Annotated in this window: 14 protein-coding genes; 8 read left to right on the forward strand and 6 right to left on the reverse strand. The window is 42.6% G+C overall.

Translation table 11 applies throughout. The annotated features are described in order from the left end of the window. Nucleotides 1-75: 75 nt before the first annotated feature. Both AC1DO4_RS20705 and AC1DO4_RS20710 read right to left on the reverse strand, forming a co-directional pair. Entirely contained in the window at nt 76-1,437 is a 1,362-nt protein-coding gene (locus AC1DO4_RS20705; protein ID WP_477419320.1) for a pyridoxal-phosphate dependent enzyme, read from the reverse strand. A gap of 729 nt (nt 1,438-2,166) precedes the next feature. Beyond that, entirely contained in the window at nt 2,167-3,039 is an 873-nt protein-coding gene (locus tag AC1DO4_RS20710) for an AraC family transcriptional regulator (protein ID WP_477419322.1), read from the reverse strand. Between the two features lie 160 nt (nt 3,040-3,199). Between AC1DO4_RS20710 and AC1DO4_RS20715 the strand changes: the two genes are divergently transcribed. After that, the gene (locus tag AC1DO4_RS20715; RefSeq protein WP_477419324.1) at nt 3,200-4,441 is read left to right on the forward strand and encodes a hypothetical protein; all 1,242 of its coding nucleotides are present in this window, start codon (nt 3,200-3,202) and stop codon (nt 4,439-4,441) included. 160 nt (nt 4,442-4,601) lie between these two features. Here the strand turns inward: AC1DO4_RS20715 and AC1DO4_RS20720 are convergent, their stop codons facing one another. After that, nucleotides 4,602-7,454 (reverse strand): TonB-dependent receptor, encoded by a 2,853-nt coding sequence (locus AC1DO4_RS20720; protein WP_477419326.1) that lies wholly within the window; start codon nt 7,452-7,454, stop codon nt 4,602-4,604. A 344-nt stretch (nt 7,455-7,798) separates the two neighbouring features. Here AC1DO4_RS20720 and AC1DO4_RS20725 point away from each other — a divergent pair, with 344 nt between their 5' ends. From AC1DO4_RS20725 to AC1DO4_RS20750, 6 genes are all read left to right on the forward strand, one after another. Continuing rightward, complete coding sequence (locus AC1DO4_RS20725; protein ID WP_477419328.1) at nt 7,799-8,872, forward strand: sensor histidine kinase; 1,074 nt, start codon at nt 7,799-7,801, stop codon at nt 8,870-8,872. Then, the gene (locus AC1DO4_RS20730) at nt 8,869-9,621 is read left to right on the forward strand and encodes a LytR/AlgR family response regulator transcription factor (protein ID WP_477419331.1); all 753 of its coding nucleotides are present in this window, start codon (nt 8,869-8,871) and stop codon (nt 9,619-9,621) included. The genes AC1DO4_RS20725 and AC1DO4_RS20730 overlap by 4 nt, the downstream gene beginning before the upstream one ends. A gap of 183 nt (nt 9,622-9,804) precedes the next feature. Then, entirely contained in the window at nt 9,805-11,205 is a 1,401-nt protein-coding gene (locus tag AC1DO4_RS20735) for an ATP-binding protein (protein WP_477419333.1), read from the forward strand. A gap of 49 nt (nt 11,206-11,254) precedes the next feature. Beyond that, complete coding sequence (locus AC1DO4_RS20740) at nt 11,255-12,916, forward strand: FAD-dependent oxidoreductase (protein WP_477419335.1); 1,662 nt, start codon at nt 11,255-11,257, stop codon at nt 12,914-12,916. A 10-nt stretch (nt 12,917-12,926) separates the two neighbouring features. After that, entirely contained in the window at nt 12,927-13,199 is a 273-nt protein-coding gene (locus tag AC1DO4_RS20745) for a UBP-type zinc finger domain-containing protein (protein WP_477419337.1), read from the forward strand. A 192-nt stretch (nt 13,200-13,391) separates the two neighbouring features. Next, the gene (locus AC1DO4_RS20750) at nt 13,392-13,550 is read left to right on the forward strand and encodes a hypothetical protein (RefSeq protein ID WP_477419339.1); all 159 of its coding nucleotides are present in this window, start codon (nt 13,392-13,394) and stop codon (nt 13,548-13,550) included. Here the strand turns inward: AC1DO4_RS20750 and AC1DO4_RS20755 are convergent. Both AC1DO4_RS20755 and AC1DO4_RS20760 read right to left on the reverse strand, forming a co-directional pair. Next, on the reverse strand, nt 13,518-15,356 hold the full coding sequence (locus AC1DO4_RS20755; RefSeq protein ID WP_477419341.1) for an ABC transporter ATP-binding protein: 1,839 nt from the start codon (nt 15,354-15,356) through the stop codon (nt 13,518-13,520). The genes AC1DO4_RS20750 and AC1DO4_RS20755 overlap by 33 nt on opposite strands. Before the next feature lie 160 nt (nt 15,357-15,516). After that, nucleotides 15,517-15,978, reverse strand: coding sequence for a hypothetical protein (locus AC1DO4_RS20760; RefSeq protein WP_477419343.1), 462 nt, complete (start codon nt 15,976-15,978; stop codon nt 15,517-15,519). Nucleotides 15,979-16,063: 85 nt separating this feature from the next. Here AC1DO4_RS20760 and AC1DO4_RS20765 point away from each other — a divergent pair, with 85 nt between their 5' ends. Next, nucleotides 16,064-16,708: an HAD family hydrolase gene (locus tag AC1DO4_RS20765; RefSeq protein ID WP_477419345.1), complete on the forward strand. Its 645-nt coding sequence runs from the start codon at nt 16,064-16,066 to the stop codon at nt 16,706-16,708. Here AC1DO4_RS20765 and accC read toward each other — a convergent pair whose 3' ends face one another. Further along, nucleotides 16,709-18,190, reverse strand: coding sequence for an acetyl-CoA carboxylase biotin carboxylase subunit (gene accC / locus AC1DO4_RS20770; protein ID WP_477419347.1), 1,482 nt, complete (start codon nt 18,188-18,190; stop codon nt 16,709-16,711). It abuts the gene before it with no gap. Nucleotide 18,191: the final 1 nt, after the last annotated feature.

Genomic DNA, 18,191 nt, shown 5'->3' on the forward strand with positions numbered 1-18,191 from the left:
AACTAAAAAAAGGTGCCATGCCACAGCACAACACCTTCTGTCTTTTATCCAAAGATCCTTTATCCTTGCTCCAAACTAAGCTGATATCGCGTTTATAATATCGTACTGCGTAATAATCTCAATTTTACCGTCTTCGCTCTCCGCAAGTACGGCGATGTTATCCTTGTTTATCATAGTCGAAATCTTATCGATCGACGTATTCAGGTCAACAAAGGGGAATGGCGCTGTGGTGATATTTTTGATCGGTTGAGATTTGATGGATGGGTTTTCAATCAGCGAAGCAAGGATATCACTCTCGGTAATCTTACCTATCACCATACCTTTTTGAGTAACCGGAATCTGCGAGATGTTGAGTGATTTGATAGTATTTATAGCTTCCAGTACCGATTTTTCGCAATCAATGGTAATAATCTCCTGAACCTCTTTTTTACTGATAATATCACGGGCAGTCAGTTTTTCATCTTTCAGGAAACCGCGATCGCGCAACCAGTCATCGTTATACATTTTGCCAAGGTAACGTGTACCATGGTCCGGGAAGATGATCACCACCACATCGCCTTCTTTAAACCTGTCTTTCATCTGGATGGTACCAGCCACAGCCGAACCTGTAGAGTTACCGGCAAAAATACCTTCCTTGCGGGCTATTTCGCGGGTCATGAGGGCAGCATCCTTATCGGTCACTTTTTCAAAGTGGTCAATCAGGCTAAAATCAACATTCTCGGGCAGAAAATCTTCACCAATACCCTCGGTAATGTATGGATAGATCTCGTTCTTATCCATAATACCCGTCTCTTTGTATTTTTTAAATACCGAACCATAGGTATCAATCCCCAAAACCTGGATGTTTGGATTTTTCTCTTTTAAATATCGTGCAGTACCAGATATGGTACCACCCGTGCCCACCCCTACTACCAGGTGCGTGATCTTGCCTTCGGTTTGCTCCCATATTTCGGGACCGGTTTGCTCATAATGCGCCTCGGAGTTGCTCAGGTTATCATACTGGTTAGGTTTCCATGAATTTGGCACCTCACGTTCCAAACGCGATGAAACCGAGTAATAAGAGCGGGGATCTTCCGGCTCTACATTGGTTGGGCAAACAATTACCTCGGCGCCAAAGGCGCGCAGGGCATCAAACTTTTCTTTCGACTGTTTATCGGTACTGGTAAAAATACATTTGTAACCTTTTATCACAGCCGCAATAGCCAGGCCCATACCGGTATTGCCCGATGTACCTTCAATAATGGTTCCGCCAGGTTTAAGCTTTCCGCTTTTTTCGGCATCCTCAATCATTTTAAGGGCCATACGATCTTTTATGGAGTTGCCTGGATTGGTTGTTTCAATCTTGGCCAAAACTGTTGCAGGTATGTCTTTAGTTACCTTATTTAACTTCACCAGCGGCGTATTGCCAATGGTTTCTAATATGTTATTATACCACATAAATTTAAAATCTACTAACCCGGTGTACTAAGCGGGATTACAGCTCAAAAATAGTTTTTATAAAGCGATATTTCTTTATGGAAAAGTAAATAGATGTGCATCTTATAAAAGTACAGGCACAAACATTATATTTAAACCAGGAGCTGGGCTCCTAACTCAACCTATAACATGTTATCATATTATAAAAACGTATCCACCCTTTTATTGTTGTTAACCTTTTGCTTAAGCACCGCTTTTGCTCAAAAGCTCCTGAAGCCCATCCGAAAGAAGGAATGAAGAAGGTGATTATTGGTCATTAGCTTAACGGATACCTGGTTGATTGAATGGGATTATTAATGGTAAGATTCAGTGAAACTTTGAAAGGGGAAATAACGTAAAAAAGACTGTCATTCTTGAGCATAACGGAGAATCTGTTTGCAGACTATACAGGGCAAGAAGCATGGTGGATAATAGGTCCTTCACTACCACTCAAGAATGATATATTTTTTTTAAACACGTTCATAGGTAAAATCCTGGATCCTGAAGAAGGAATGGCAGTGATAGAAAAGCAAACCCCAAAAGGCCTGTCAATCTGAACCCTTCGAAGCATAGCAGGTGAACGCCCCCGCGCAACCCTTCGACAGGCACAGGGTGACAGGCCAATTACGCGCATAAGTAAACACGTCATCCGCATTTTTTTCCAGGATTACCTTGGTGTATACTCCCAACGAAGCTTTTTTTCTTTACCTCTTACGGATTCTTGGTAAACTCCTTCTGGTACATCAGCGGGCTTTTGCCGGTTACCAGTTTAAAATGTTTGTGGAAGGTTGAAAAATTATTAAACCCGCTATCGTAACATAACTGTTTGATATTGAGCTTATTTTCTATCAGCAGTTTACAGGCATGGCCAACTTTTATTTCGATAATGAATTGCGAAAAGGTTTTGCGGGTTTTTGATTTAAAATACCTGCAAAAAGAGTTGGAGCTTACGCCGGCAATTTCGGCTATCTCATCCAGGTAGATCTTTTTTCTGAAATTCTGCATCGAATATTCATAAATATTATTCAGGCGGTCGTTTTCAGAATCATCATGATCATACTTAAAACCAATGGATGCCAGGTAGTGTGAGGGAACGCTGGTAGCAATAACATTTAACGCTTTTAGCAGCATAACAATGCGTTCGGCGCCATCTGTATTTAGCATTGCTGCCATTTGGTTTGTTACCTGCTCCTTGGTACTGCCAAAAATTTGTAAACCACGCTTTGATTTTTCGAGCAGAATTTTTATCAGCTTATTTTCTGGCAATTGTAAAAACTGCTCGCCCCAGAAGTTTTCGCAAAAATGTATTACAAAAACTTCAACCCCGGCAGTTTCATCCTGGCCAAAATACGTATCGTCAAAACGCCAGTAGTGTGGTAAGTTTGGCCCTACCAAAACCATATCACGGGCTTTAAACTGTTTAATGCTATCGCCTATAAACTGGGTGCCACTGCCCTTTTTAAAATAAATAAGTTCCAGTTCGGGATGGCAATGCCAGCGATTATTGATATCGGGTAATACATCGTACCTAACACTAAAAGAATGTGCAGGACCAGAAGAAACTTTTAACAACAGCGGCTTCATTCAGCTTAATTTACAATTGATAAGGTAAATATAATCAATATTTGTAAAAAAAGCTGATTAACTTACAATTTTATACTGTTAACAAATGGGTTGTTATAATTTTAGAATAAGATTATATAATTTTTATATCTTGTTCCTCAATTAAACCTTATCTCTCAAAATGAAATATTCCTTCAAATTATTGATGCTATCAGCACTGCTGCTGCCACTTTTTACTTTTGCACAAAGCAATTACAAACCCGCCTATGTTGTTACTACTAACGGCGATACTATTCGTGGTGAAATAAACCAGAAAGAATGGTTTGGCAACCCAAAAAGTGTAGAATTTAAAGGCACTACCGGAGTTAAAACTTACACGGCAGACGATATCAGCTATTTTGAACTACTTAATTCGTCCATTTACCAACGTTATTCCGGCGAGATCAGCATGGATGAAACCAATCCTTCAAAATTGCAAACAGGAGTTGATTCAACTAAAAAGCAGGGTGTTGTATTTTTAAGAGTGGAACAAAATGGCCCTAACGTAACCTTATATTCTTATATCGATGCAAAAAAAACCAGGTTTTTTATCGCCGACAACAAAACCGGCCAGGTTAAGGAACTGGTTTACAGGATTTACTATTTGCCAGATCATGGCGTACAAACCCGGAGCGAAAATATTTATATACCACAACTATATGACCTGGCCATTAAATACAACCCGACATCGGAGAAATTAAAAACTGAGATAGAAAATGCTACTTATAGTTTCCCCGACCTGAAAAGCATCTCCCAAAAAATTAACAATCTGACTGTTGACAAGAAAACCTATGGTGGTAAGCCGGCATGGAAATTTTTTGCCGGAATAGCTGCCAATTCAAGCGTGTTTACAAGTGATGGACGGGCTAAATTTCGCAGCACCAAAACTACCAATTCGGTAACTCCGGCTATTGCTGTTGGCGTAAACTTATATCCCAATCCAAGTGTTGGCAAGCTGATAGTGAGGGGCGAAATAATGGTTACCGGAGCAACTTATAAAAACTCTGTAGAGTTGTATTTCAATCAACCTGAAAAACCGAAGGCCGATTTTAATGTGAAAGAGTTTTTGGTAATTGTTAATCCACAGGTTATCTACAATATTTATAATACCAAAACCTTCAAATTTTATGCTGATGCAGGTTTATCCTACACGTTTGTAAAAACTACCGGTAATTCTATCTATAACGGCTATCTGAAATCAACTACTGATAACTATCTTTCCCTGTCGTCGGGCCTTATAAGTTTTCCGTTGAAGCTGGGCATCGTTGTAAACAAGAATATAGATATCTATGCATCTTATTCAAGTCCGGCCGCTATTACCAACAGCAGGGATTATACCATTAATGAAACCAGTATAAAGGCAGGCATCAATTACCAATTTTAATAAAATAAAAGCGTTCCGGTATCTCAACCCCGGAACGCTCGGTTATTGCCTTAAATCAATAACATCAACTAAATCAAGATCAACCTCATTTTTGATCTTTTCTTTCCATCTTTCTCAGGGATGGCAAGGTTTTAAATATCATTTACAAGTTCACATTATATTAAAACGGAGGAGGACCGCCAGGACCCGGGCCGCCACCCGGAGGAGGGCCACTGCCCGGACCACCCATATTTGGTTTTTTGCCTGCGAATTTCTGCAGCTTAAGTGTAAAGCTTAGCAGGTAATACCTGCCCAGCCTGTTACTGCTGGTTTGTGTTACATAACTGCCGCTTTGGGTGCTGGTATAACCGGTATTTTGGTTAAAAACATCCATTGCCGATAAGCGGATAGTACCCATATTCCCTTTTAAAAAGCGGCGCTCAACGTATGTGTTCAGTATATTAGGATTGGTTGCCCCGGTATAACCATAGTACAATACTTTTGAATAATCGTAACTAAGTGTCCAGTCTTTCCAAACATAGTTTTTACCATTAATGCCTAAGGTTAACGAACTGAAGTTATTGTTGATATTAGCCTGGGTAAGCGAGTTATTTGACTTATTTACGCTATACGTTGTACTGGCTTCGGCATCAATAACATTTTCGATACTTACCCGAAATTTTACCCCCTGGGATAGCACCAGGTTTTTAGCTATATTTTTTGCTGTGGTCATTAAATAACTTGCCGAATCAACATTACTTATGTAAGAGATGTTATTATTGTAGGCAACGTTGCCTATAAAGAATAAATTATATTTACGTTTTGCCCATGGCTTGGCAAAAACATAAAATCCCTGCGCCGAATAATATCCGTCGGCATTTAAATAGCGGGTTAAAATACTTCCGGCAAGTTTACTGTTGGGGGCATAGTTTTTGGGATATGTGATGCTGTTGGCTACTATTTTATTATCGGTAGTGGTGAAGGATAAATTACTGAAAAACACATTTCCGGTCTCGAAATTGAACTTGTTATACCTGATAGACAGGTTGTTATTAAACTCGGGCTTCAAACCGGGATTACCTTCAACCGGGTATGATGCATTGCTGAAATCGGTAACGGGCTGCAGCTCGGTATAAGTTGGCTGGTTACTGGCCCCGTTATAGTTTAAGCTTAATGATTGGTTGCGCGAAAAATTGTAAATAAACCTGGCATTGGGCGCAAAATTAAATGTGTGGCTATCGGTTGGCTCACTTGCCGCGCTCATTAATGACCTGCCGCGTAATATGGTTGGCTGGGCAACCACACCCAGGGTATAGTTATATTTTTTATCGATAAAACGATAGTTTAAGCCAAACCTGTTGGTAATAAAAGTAGAGGTGTAATTGTTACTCAGCAAATCGTATTGATTCCTGGTTACCCCGTCGGCACTAAGCGTGTCTGTCAGCTTATCGGCAGTGGTGTAGGCATAGTGGTAGGCATAAGTAAGTTCCAGGTAACCTTTTTTACTCACCGGTTCTAACAACGACACGCTTGTACCCACACTATCTGTACGGCTATCGGTATTGATGAATTGGTTTAAAGGCGCGTTTGCAGCCCCTTCTATATATGTGTATACCGGGTTTTGGTATTTGTTGATGCTATATGAACCTGCCCCAACATTGATACTCAAATTACGGCCACGCTTGCTAAAACGGTGGTTAAATAAAATGTTGGCCCCATAATTTGGTTCGCTTTGGTTGCTTAGGGTATTAAAGTTATAGTTTGATACCGTTTCGGAATTATTTACCAGCAAACTATTACCTATTTGTGTAGTATTCACCTTTGCATAAGCAAACGATGGTGTAATTTTTATGTAGTTAACCGTATCCGGCTTATACTCAATATTGAAGTTAAAGCGATGGTTCAGTTTTTCGTCGGTTTGGGTATTGTTATTGGTATTGGTGCTTGGGTTTGTTGCCGATATATTGTTTTGAATGGTATTGCTTATGGTAAATATGGAGTTATTGGCAAAGCTATAGCTACCGTAGGCGGTAATTTTTTTACCCCAGCTATCGCGGTAATTAAGCCCGAAGGAGCGTGCGGTTGTTATACCATTGGCGCTGCTGCTGTTATTACCCGGACGGCCACCCGGACCACCGCCCCTTGGCCCCCCGCCGTTAAAAGTAAACAGGTTGGTATTGGTATTATTTAAATTACCTAAAAAAGCCAGCTGCCTGTCGCCGCTAAAACTAAAAACATTTGCAGAGGCTACATAGCGGCTGCCTTCCTGGCTGTTTGATATACCGGGAATGGCATCCCTGCCGCCACCTAAACTGGCCTGCCCAAAATAGCCGTAGTTTTTACTTTCTTTAATGGTAATGTTCAAAACCTTTTCGGGCTCACCGCTTTTTACACCGGTAAGGTTGGCCTGGTCGCCGTAATCATCTATTATCTGTATATTTTGTACAATATCAGCAGGTAAATTTTTTGTTGCCGATTTTACATCACCTCCAAAAAAATCCTTGCCGTTTACCCTTACTTTGGTTACGCTTTTACCCTGGGCGGTAACATTACCGTCTTTATCTACGTCAACCCCTGGCAGTTTTTTAATTACATCCTCTACCGGGGCATTATCGCGCACTTTATAGGCGCTTGCATTAAACTCAATCGTATCCTCCTTTAGCTTTACCGGGTTTACATCGGTAATGTTAACGGTGTTGAGCATATAGGTATCATTTTTTAATACGATGGAATTAAGTAAAACAGGTGTGGCGGCTTTATCCAAAATAAACCGGCGCTTTAATGGCTGGTAACCTATGGAGTTTAAAAGCAGGCTAAACTGGTTAACTTTTACATCGTTAAATGTAAATCCGCCAGTGTTATCCGTCATTACCGTACTGCTATCGGTTCCGGTTAAAAGCTTAACGGTGGCGCCCGGTAAAGTTACCCCTGTTGAATCTTTTACAAAGCCTTTTATCTGCCTGCCAGTTTGGGCGTAGGTGCTAAGGCTAAACATTATAGCCAGGGTTATTAAGTATGTAGATTTAAGTTTCATAGTTGCGGCTTTCTTTAACAGCCACAAAACAATAGCATCGGCATTACTATAAAAAACAGAATAGACCGGGATAAAGCAAACGTAGACGAAGGCATGCTTTTTACCTATAAACCTATGTATTTGCCCATCGTAGTAGCAGAGAGCCTATTTAACGGTCAATTTTCGCCCTTTGTCGGCAAGTTCTGCCTGTTAGGCGATTATGGTTACTTGATAACGATATGGTTTAGTAATATTGAAAGATTATTAAACCGCAATCGAAAATCTCAGGTCAAGATTTTCTGTCGAAAAATAATAAACACAAATAGTCTTGATTCTCGTATCTTGACTCCTGATTATAACCCAAAATGAGTCTCAAATCAAAAAGCACTACTATCACTATTCTAATCCACGTACTAACATGGGCTGTACTCATTTTTGCACTGCTTTTATACCAGCCCCTTACCTGGAATATTGTGTTACCCTACCAATTCTGGATAAAACAGGGCTTGGTTATCATTATGCTGGTAGCGGCCTTTTATATCAATTCTGTTATACTTGTGCCGTTATATCTATTGAAAAACCGCACCGGAATGTACTTTCTGATTATAATTGGCCTGATAGTAGCGGTATATTTTTTAAACAATCTTTTTGACAGCGCGCTAAATATGCACCAATTAATGGATGCAGCTACGCACAAACACATCAGGCCGCCAAAACCGGGAGGGAAAAACCATATTTTTGATTTTGTAATTGTATTCATCATGGCCCTGGTGTTGGGCATCAGCACCAGCATTACCGCCATACAAAAATGGCAGGCAGATATCAGGCTGCGCGAGGCTTTGGAGCAGGATAAGATAAGCTCTGAACTATCGTTCCTTAAAGCGCAGATCAACCCGCATTTCTTTTTTAATACGCTCAATAATATTTATGCCCTTACGCATGTAAATGCCGATACATCGCGGAAGGCTATCCACCAGCTTTCGCGCATGATGCGCTATGTGTTATACGATACACAGCATGGTACCGCTTTACTTAGCCAGGAAATAGCCTTTATAAAGGATTACATCAGCCTGATGGAATTACGGCTTACCGACAAGGTGACCGTAACATTTAATTCGCCGGCCAAAGTAAATGATATGAGCGTAGCACCTATGATATTTTTACCTTTTGTAGAGAATGCTTTTAAACATGGCATAAGCGCCACCGCGCCCAGCAGCATCCTCATAAGCGTTGAGCAGCATGCCGAAAAGCTTGAATTATGTGTAGAGAACAGTATTTATAAAGACCAAAACGTTAATCTTGAAGAAAATAAAGGCATTGGTTTAACCAATACCCTGCGCCGGCTTGATTTGCTTTATGCCGGCAAATATACTTTGGATATTCAGGAAGATCCTGTTGCCAATGCGTATAAAGTTCACCTAACGCTCAACCTGTCATGATATTAAATTGTATAGCCGTTGATGATGAGCCACTGGCCCTTGGCCTGGTTTGCAGCTTTATTGAACAAACGCCATTTTTGAAACTAACAGGCCGGTACAGCAGCGCGGTTGAAGCACTGGTAGGCTTGCAGGATCAAAAGGTCGACCTCATATTCCTGGATATTCAAATGCCCAATTTAAATGGCATTGAACTGGCACGGGTACTGGATAGCCGCGGCGCCAATAAACCACGCATTATTTTTACCACCGCCTACAACCAGTTTGCACTTGAGGGGTACAAAGTTGACGCTTTGGACTACCTGCTTAAACCTTTCAATTATGAAGAGTTTTTGCACGCGGCAAACAAAGCGCTTAGCTATGCCGAATTGCTGCAGCGCTCAACCAATACTGCACCCGTATCCGCAGCTGCCGATGAACACCGCATTGAAGACGATTACTTGTTTTTAAAGATTGAATATCAGCTGGTGCGTATAGCGTTAAAAGATATATTGTACATTGAGGGCTTAAAGGATTATGTAAAAGTATACCTGCAGGGTATCGAAAAGCCCTTACTTTCGCTCACCAGCTTAAAAGCGCTGGAAGAAAAACTGCCGGCAAAACGTTTTATGCGGGTACACCGCTCGTTCATCGTATCGCTTGATAAAATCAATTCCATCACCCGCAATGCCCTCCAAATTGGCAAGGTGAACATCACCGTTGGCGATCAGTATAAAGAAGCCTTTGGGGTGTTTTTGAGTAAGTGGGTGTAGAGCCTCACCCAACCCTCTCCAAAGGAGAGGGCTTTTGATTTGCATGACCGATATTTTTTTACCCGACTTATAGAACCCTCTCCTTTGGAGAGGGCAGGGTGAGGCCTTTACCCCTGATTTCACCTTATTGCAATTTTTTCCCCTTCCATTCTACTATTAAATAATAATCCCTAATTTTATTTTATGCAAAAGGTAACCGTGTCCTGGCTTAAATCGCTTGAGGCTTTAATAAATGTTCCGGACGATCAGCTGCAATGGCTGATAGATGTTAGTGAAAACCAGGTATTTGAAAATGGCACATTATTGAATGAGCCGGGGAAACCCATGACAGGCCCTCATATAATTGTGGAGGGAAGTTTGCGTTTTTATATGCTGCAAAACCGGGGAGTCCGGGATTTTGTAAATGTGGGGCCGGGTAGTATTACGGGATACCTCCCCTTTTCCCGTGGAATGATAGCTAAAGGTTATGCGGAGGCCATAGGCGAGCTGCACGTACTTAGCTTCCCAACCGAACGCATAAACGAAATGATAAAAAATCATTTTGAGCTTACCCAGGCGCTGGTACATATCATGACCACCCGCGTGCGCGATTTTACCGCCCTGCAGCAGCAAAACGAAAAAATGATGGCATTGGGTAAGCTGTCTGCCGGATTGGCACATGAGCTTAATAACCCGGCATCGGCCATTGTGCGCGATTCTATATCTTTAAGCAAGCACCTGCGCCTTGTGCCTCAAAATCTTAAAAGCATATTCACCGTAAAAATGGATGCTGACCAGATTGATGGGATCACAAATGAATTATTTAAGGTATTATCAAACAAAGACCATACCCGTTTAAGCCTTAAACAACGCACCCAGCTGGAAGATGAAATAAGCGAATGGCTTGATGAGAACGAGATTGAAAACAGCTATGATATTGCTGAAAGTTTTGTTGATTTTAAATTTAAAGCCGATAACCTGGAGACTTTTAAAAAGTATGCACCAAAAGAATTTTTATCAACCTTAATTAACTGGATAAGCAGCAAGCTGATAGCCGAAAAAATGATAGAGGATATCCAGGAATCATCAAAACGGATAGCCGAACTGGTAACTTCTGTTAAAACCTTTACCCATATGGACCGCGGGCAGGATAAGCAGTACGCCGATATCCACATTGGTATTACCAACACGCTTACTATGCTGGGGTACAAAATAAGAAAAGGAAATATAGCCGTTGTTGAAGATTTTGACCGAACTTTGCCCGAAGTTAAGGCGCTGATAGGCGAACTTAACCAGGTATGGACAAACCTGATAGATAATGCCCTTGATGCCATGGAACCGGCAGGCAAAGGCACACTAACTATAAAAACCCGCCGCGACCGTGAATTTGTGGAGGTTTTTATAATTGACGATGGCCCGGGCATTCCCGAAGAAATCCAGGGCCAGGTATTTGATCCGTTTTTTACCACTAAAGAGATGGGCAAAGGTACCGGGATGGGCCTTGAGGTGGTACAACGGATAGTAAAACAGCACCGCGGATCGATCAAAGTAAAATCGAAGCCCGGGCATACCGAGTTTAGTGTTTGCTTCCTGATTGATGGGTAGTAAACATTTTTTAGAATAAAGCATTAAAAATTTACCTGTAGCATTCCCTATGAGCCGACCTATTATATTTTCAATTGATGATGACCCGCAGGTACTCCGGTCAATCAGCCGCGATATGAGATCGCATTACGGTAAAGAGTACAAAATACTAAGCACAACATCAGCAAATGAAGCCCTTGAAAGCCTTACCGAACTAAAAAACAGTTCGGATGTGGTAGCGCTGTTCCTTTGCGACCAGCGCATGCCCGAAATGGAAGGCGTTAAGTTTTTAGAGAAAGCAAAGAAAATATTCCCTGATGCAAAGCGTGTACTGCTCACCGCTTATTCAGATACTGAAGCCGCCATTAAAGCTATTAATGATGTGCAGCTTGATTATTACCTCATGAAACCATGGGATCCACCCGAAGAAAAACTTTACCCGGTAATAAACGATCTGCTGGAAGACTGGCAAAACAACTATATCCCCGAATTTGTGGGTATAAAAGTAATTGGTTATCAATTTTCGCCGCAATCACATGTAATTAAAGATTATTTGGCCGGTAACCTGATACCCTACCGTTGGCTGGATATTGAAAGAAACGTTGATGCTGGTAGTTTATTAGCCCTTAACAGCCTTACAACAGATTGCCTCCCTACTGTTTTTTTTGAAGATGGCAGCTTTTTGCAAAAACCATCTATACAAGGGATAGCGGCAAAACTCGATAAAAATCCGCAAACCCTTACCGATGTTTACGATGTGGTAATTATTGGTGCAGGCCCGGCAGGGCTTGCAGCCGCAGTGTATGGCGCATCCGAAGGATTAAAAACCTTACTGATAGAACGCAAAGCACCCGGCGGACAGGCAGGAACCAGCTCGCGGATTGAAAACTATTTAGGATTCCCGGCAGGTCTGAGCGGGGCCGATCTTACCCGCCGTGCCATTAGCCAGGCCATGCGTTTGGGCGCCGAATTCTTATCGCCGCAATCTGTTAGCGATATCAAACAAAAGGATGGCTATAAAACCATTATACTGGATGACGGTCCCGAGATCATCAGCCGTACCGTGGTTATTACCACGGGTGTTGATTACCGCAAGCTTGATGTTAAAGGAGTTGAAAACTTTACCGGGGCCGGCATTTACTACGGGGCCGCAACTACCGAAGCTTCGGCCTGTACCGGTAAAGATGTATATGTAATAGGTGGCGGAAACTCTGCCGGGCAGGCGGCTATGCACTTGTCGAAGTATGCCGATAAGGTGCATATCGTTATCCGGCGCGAGGACCTGGTATCAACCATGTCGGCCTACCTGATAACACAGATAAGCGAAACGCCTAATATTGAGGTTGTACCCGATACCGAAATTACTGAAGCTCACGGGGGTAACTGCCTTGAAAAACTAACATTAAAAAACTGTAAAACGCAGGAAACAGTTACCAATAAAGCCGCTGCCTTGTACATATTTATAGGCGCCAAACCTTATACCGACTGGATAAAACTCGACATTATAAAAAACAATAAAGATTTTATTGAAACCGGCCGTGACCTGCGCACCTATGAACACTTCAACAAGATCTGGAAGCTTAAACGCGATCCGTTTTTATTGGAAACCAGTTGCTCGGGCATATTTGCTGCGGGTGATGTACGTGCAGGGGCTATGAATCGCGTGGCATCTGCCGTGGGCGAAGGCTCAATGGCAATTAGTTTTGTACACAAATATTTAGCTGAAGTTTAAAATTACCCTCATGCAGGAAGATGAAATATGCCGGCACCTGGAAGCCGTTACTGATATAAAACAACCAAAGGAATATGTATGCGAAGAATGTATGAAAACACATTCAACGTGGATGCACCTGCGCACCTGCCAAACCTGTGGAGTAACACTTTGCTGCGATAGCTCGCCCAATACCCACATGACCAAGCATTTTAAAGCCACAAGCCACCCGGTAGTGATCTCGGCCGAACCCGGCGAGCGCTGGCTTTGGTGCTATGTGGATGACCTGGCGATAGGGTATTGATTAGATGTGCAGATTTCAGATTATAGATGTGCAGATGATTCTTCCGCCTGAAATTGTCTGAACCGGAATTAAACGAATTAAGGAATTCTCAGAATTTTTCCGCTGCTTGTGTCCTCACAAGCAGCGCTTGTTCCCGTATTGCCTGAACCCGATTAAACAGATTAAAGGATTACCGCGATTTCTGACTAAATTGTGTGGCAATTTTACATACCACTCACCACTCACCACTCACCACTCACCACTCACCACTCACCACTCACCACTCACCACTCACCACTCACCACTCACCACTCACCACTCACCACTCACCACTCACCACTATCTATACCCCGCCGCCTGCAGATCGAATAACCCGGCATAACGCCCGCCTTTAAGCAGCAACTCTTCGTGACTGCCAATTTCTACCAGTTCGCCCTTTTCCAATACAAGAATCCTGTCGGCCATACGTACCGTACTAAAACGGTGCGATATCAGCACTGCCGACCGGCCCTTGGTAAGCTCGGCAAAGCGTTCAAAAACGTTAAATTCGGCGCGGGCATCAAGTGCCGAGGTTGGCTCATCAAGTATCAGCAACTGCGCATCGCGCATGTACGCACGGGCAAGGGCAACCTTTTGCCATTCGCCGCCCGATAGTTCAACACCATCGGCAAAGCGTTTACCCAATTGCTGGTCATAAGCGCCGGGTAATTTGGCTGCAAGCACATCAGCAAGACTTTGCCTGGCCGAATTCACTATCAACGGCCTGTTATCCTGCTCGCTTATTTTACCAACAGCTATATTCTGCGCAAAACTCATCTGGTAGCGTAAATAGTCCTGGAAAATGATCCCTACATTAAGCCGCAGATCGGCAAGGTCATAATCACGCAGATCAATACCATCCAGCAAAATACGGCCTTCTGTGGGGTCGTAAAGGCGGGATAGTAATTTTACCAGGGTGGTTTTCCCAGCTCCGTTCTCGCCTACCAGGGCAAGTTTTTCGCCGGGATAAAGTGTAAAATTCAAATGCCGGTTGGCCCACCGGTCGGTATTTACATATCTGAAACCCACATCCTCAAAAGTAAAACCCTGTTGTATGGTTTTAGGGAAAGGCAGCGCGTTTTCTGTCCGTTTTATTTTAGGTTCTATCTCAAAAAATTCAAAAAAATCGCGCAGGTAAATAGCTCCCTGCGATACCGCGGTAAAACGGGTAAGGATGCCTTCTAATAAAGCGCGCAACTGACGGAATGAGCCTGCCAGGAAAGCCAGTTCACCAATAGTTACGCTACCCTGCACAGCCCTCATTATAATAACCACATAGGCCCCATAATAGCCCAAACTACCCAGCATAGCAAAAAATGTTCCCCATAATGAGCGTTTAACAGCAAGGCGCTTATTATCGTTGTAAAACTTGCCCGATAGCTGTTTAAAGCGATTGATAATAAAATCCGAAAGATCAAAGATCTTTACTTCTTTGGCGGTTTCGTCGCTGGCGCCAAGGTAGCGGATGTAATCAAGCTCACGGCGTTCGGGTGTCTGGCCCCGGGTGAGGGCATAACTTCTGTCGTTAAAGTACGATTCGCCCAAAAAAGCCGGGATTATGGCAATTAACAACAAAACAATGAGCCATGGATTAAAGGTCATTAACCCTACGGCCAAAAAACCCATCGTAATGAGGTCCTGCACCTGGCTCATCACCTGCGATAGTAATATAGTGCGACCTACGGTTTGTTGCCGGGCGCGTTCCAGTTTATCATAAAACACCGAATCTTCAAACTGGTCAAGGTCAAGCGTGGCGGCATGCGCCATGATCTTTACCGAAGTATGGTTGCTAAACAAGTCGCCAAGCAGGCTATCCATGAGGGTAATAGCGCGGCTTAGCGCATCGGTTAAAATTGCCAGGGCAAATTCCAATCCTACCAGCTCCCAAAGTTCGGTCATGTCTTTAACCTGGGTATGGCTTATAGTAACCACCTTATCAATAATGAGCTTACCAACATAAAGTAAACCCAGGGGCATAGCCGAGCGAACAATACGCAGCAGGGCATTAACCACTGTCATCCATCGGTTGGTTTGCCATACCAGTTTAAAAAAGGCGGGCAGGTTGCGTAACGCGTCGAAACGCTCCTTTAAAGTTACTTTGGTATTTATGGTATTTTTTGGCGGACGGTCGGTATTCAATATAAAGTCTTTCTTTGTTTAATGTATTTAAACAAATTTACTTAATTGTTAATGGATTAGCGGGGTGTAGAGGTATTTGTGAGGAGTGAATGACAAAAGATAATAAGATGTAGCCATCCCCCCTAAATTTCCACCGTCATGTTTCTCTAAAAATCACTTATTAGGCAACTTCATACTTTGCAATTGCCTTTTTAATTTTAACAGCGGTTATTTTTAATTCTAAGATTAATGCTGCTATTGGAAAAATTAGTAATAGAGCACCGATGATAAAATTTTCAAAATTCTTTTCTCCGGATAATATTATACTCCATAAACCGAAGAGAAAAATACAATAAAAAACAAAGGGAAATATTGCAAAGCCAAATTTATAATAAGCATCCGTCTGTTTTTTAGGCAGGCTAAATATGATTTTTGGCAAAAAGAATTCTACAGAACTTTTTATTCGGGTAAAACTTAAAGCATTTTTACCGTCATGACCCAGAAAATATTTATCTGATCCGATGTCAGATTTGGAAGAAACCCAATCAAGTGAGCGTTCGCTCTTAAGTGAGACTTTGCGTAAGGCTGCTTCAATATTGGCTCTATCGTCATAATTAAAATACTCTTTTTTAAAATAGATCATCGTTCTGTAATTTCAGCCTAAAATATAAATTAGCTTTCAATACTATTGTTACACCAAAAAATAAACTATTACTTTTGCCGCCATTATGGCTACTTCACTAAAAAACAAATTCGACAGTATAATTTTCGACCTGGATGGCACTCTTTGGGATAGCACCGCCAACGTGGCGCTGGCATGGCAACATGCGCTTAACCAGGTTGATTATTTGAACGAAGATATGACTGTTGACCGTGTAAGATCCATAACCGGGATGACCTATGATGCCATTTTTGATAAACTTTTCCCTACCCTTAATGCCGGTCAGCGTAAAGAGGTGCAAAGCCTTTGCGCGGTAAGCGAACTGGAAATTTTACATACCAAAGGAGGCGAGCTATACCCACAACTGGAAGAAACCCTAAAATACCTGGGCGCCAACTACAAGCTGTACATTGTGAGCAACTGCCAAAGGGGTTATATAGAAGTGTTTTTGGATTTGAACGATATGCACCCTTACTTTTTGGCCCACCAGTGTTTTGGCACCAAAGGCAACCCTAAGGCCGATAATATTAAAGATATTGTTAACGATCATGATCTTAAGGCGCCCGTTTACGTTGGCGATACCATGGGCGATTATACGTCAGCAACAAAAGCAGGTGTACCCTTCATTTTTGCCAGCTATGGTTTTGGCGTGGTGCCTGACGGAATGGTTGCTACCGTGGATAACTTTAGCGAGCTGATGGAATTATTGTAATTAATGCCTGCTTCTGTTTTTCACCCAGTTACTTGGTTCCGCAGTACTAACCGATGATACATTAGCTTTTTTATGGCTAAGCAATAATTCCATCAATATGGCCGCAATCCGGGCCTCATCTTTGTTATCCGTTTGTAACACATCCGGGCTGAAATACTTTTTTACAAAGTGGGTATCAAAATTACCAGATGTAAAAGCTTCATGCTGCATCACAAATTTTCCAAAGCCTAAAGTAGTTGTAATACCGGTTATCTGGTATTCATCAATAGCCCTTATCATCCGCTCTATGGCTTCCGTACGATCTTTACCGTAGGTTATAAGCTTGGCTATCATCGGATCGTAATAAATGGGGATCTCCATGCCTTGTTCAAAACCATCATCAACCCTTACACCAGCTCCTTTTGGGGTAATGTATGTTTGCAGTGTACCAATATCCGGCAAAAAATCATTAGCGGGGTCTTCGGCATACACCCTAAGTTCTATGGCATGGCCACGCATCTGCAGTTCTTCCTGTTTAAAGCTTATAGGTAAACCGCGGGCTATATTTATCTGCTCTTTCACCAGGTCTACCCCTGTTATCAACTCGGTTACAGGATGCTCTACCTGCAAACGGGTGTTCATCTCCAAAAAATAAAAGTTAAGCTCATCATCCATAATAAACTCTACCGTGCCTGCGCCGCTATAATTTACAGAGCGGGCAACATCAACGGCGCATTTACCCATTTGCTCTCTTATTTGCGGGGTAAGCACTTTTGAGGGAGCTTCTTCTATTACTTTTTGATGGCGGCGCTGCACCGAGCAATCCCGCTCAAACAGGTGCACAATATTCCCATGGGTATCGCCTAAAACCTGAATTTCGATATGTCGGGGAGATGAAACGTAACGCTCAATAAAAACAGATCCGTCGCCAAATGCCGAGGTAGCCTCAGATACGGCCAGCTGCATTTGTTCGTCAAAATCACCGGCGCCTTCAACTATGCGCATGCCTTTGCCGCCGCCGCCGGCCGCAGCTTTTATCAGGATGGGGAAACCCACTTCAACCGCGCGCATTTTTGCTTCGGCAACATCGGTTATGGCTTCCACCGTACCCGGAACCATCGGGATGTTGTATTTTAGTGCAGCAGCTTTTGCCGATAGCTTATTCCCCATTACTTCCATAGCCTCGGGCGATGGACCAATCAGGATAAGCCCGGCCTCGCGTACCTGCCTGGCAAACGAGGCATTCTCGCTCAAAAAACCATAACCGGGATGAATACCCTCTGCCCCGGTTTTGATACAGGCCGCAATAATTTTTTTGCCAACAAGATAGGATTGATTTGAAGGGGCGGCACCAATATGTACAGCTTCATCTGCGTAGCGAACATGAAGCGCATCGCGATCAGCATCCGAGTAAACTGCAACAGTTTTAATACCCATTTCGCGTGCCGAACGCATTACCCTTAAAGCTATTTCGCCACGGTTGGCTACCAGTATCTTTTGCATA

This window comes from Mucilaginibacter sp. P5_A6 (assembly GCF_056400585.1).

Excerpts from the sequence above, each read along its gene's own strand:
- AC1DO4_RS20740 (WP_477419335.1), top strand. The coding sequence starts at position 11,255 with ATGAGCCGACCTATTATATTTTCAATTGATGATGACCCGCAGGTACTC.
- AC1DO4_RS20720 (WP_477419326.1), bottom strand. The coding sequence starts at position 7,454 with ATGAAACTTAAATCTACATACTTAATAACCCTGGCTATAATGTTTAGC.
- AC1DO4_RS20765 (WP_477419345.1), top strand. The coding sequence starts at position 16,064 with ATGGCTACTTCACTAAAAAACAAATTCGACAGTATAATTTTCGACCTG.
- AC1DO4_RS20730 (WP_477419331.1), top strand. The coding sequence starts at position 8,869 with ATGATATTAAATTGTATAGCCGTTGATGATGAGCCACTGGCCCTTGGC.
- AC1DO4_RS20710 (WP_477419322.1), bottom strand. The coding sequence starts at position 3,039 with ATGAAGCCGCTGTTGTTAAAAGTTTCTTCTGGTCCTGCACATTCTTTT.
- AC1DO4_RS20725 (WP_477419328.1), top strand. The coding sequence starts at position 7,799 with ATGAGTCTCAAATCAAAAAGCACTACTATCACTATTCTAATCCACGTA.
- accC (WP_477419347.1), bottom strand. The coding sequence starts at position 18,190 with ATGCAAAAGATACTGGTAGCCAACCGTGGCGAAATAGCTTTAAGGGTA.
- AC1DO4_RS20705 (WP_477419320.1), bottom strand. The coding sequence starts at position 1,437 with ATGTGGTATAATAACATATTAGAAACCATTGGCAATACGCCGCTGGTG.
- AC1DO4_RS20735 (WP_477419333.1), top strand. The coding sequence starts at position 9,805 with ATGCAAAAGGTAACCGTGTCCTGGCTTAAATCGCTTGAGGCTTTAATA.
- AC1DO4_RS20715 (WP_477419324.1), top strand. The coding sequence starts at position 3,200 with ATGAAATATTCCTTCAAATTATTGATGCTATCAGCACTGCTGCTGCCA.
- AC1DO4_RS20745 (WP_477419337.1), top strand. The coding sequence starts at position 12,927 with ATGCAGGAAGATGAAATATGCCGGCACCTGGAAGCCGTTACTGATATA.
- AC1DO4_RS20760 (WP_477419343.1), bottom strand. The coding sequence starts at position 15,978 with ATGATCTATTTTAAAAAAGAGTATTTTAATTATGACGATAGAGCCAAT.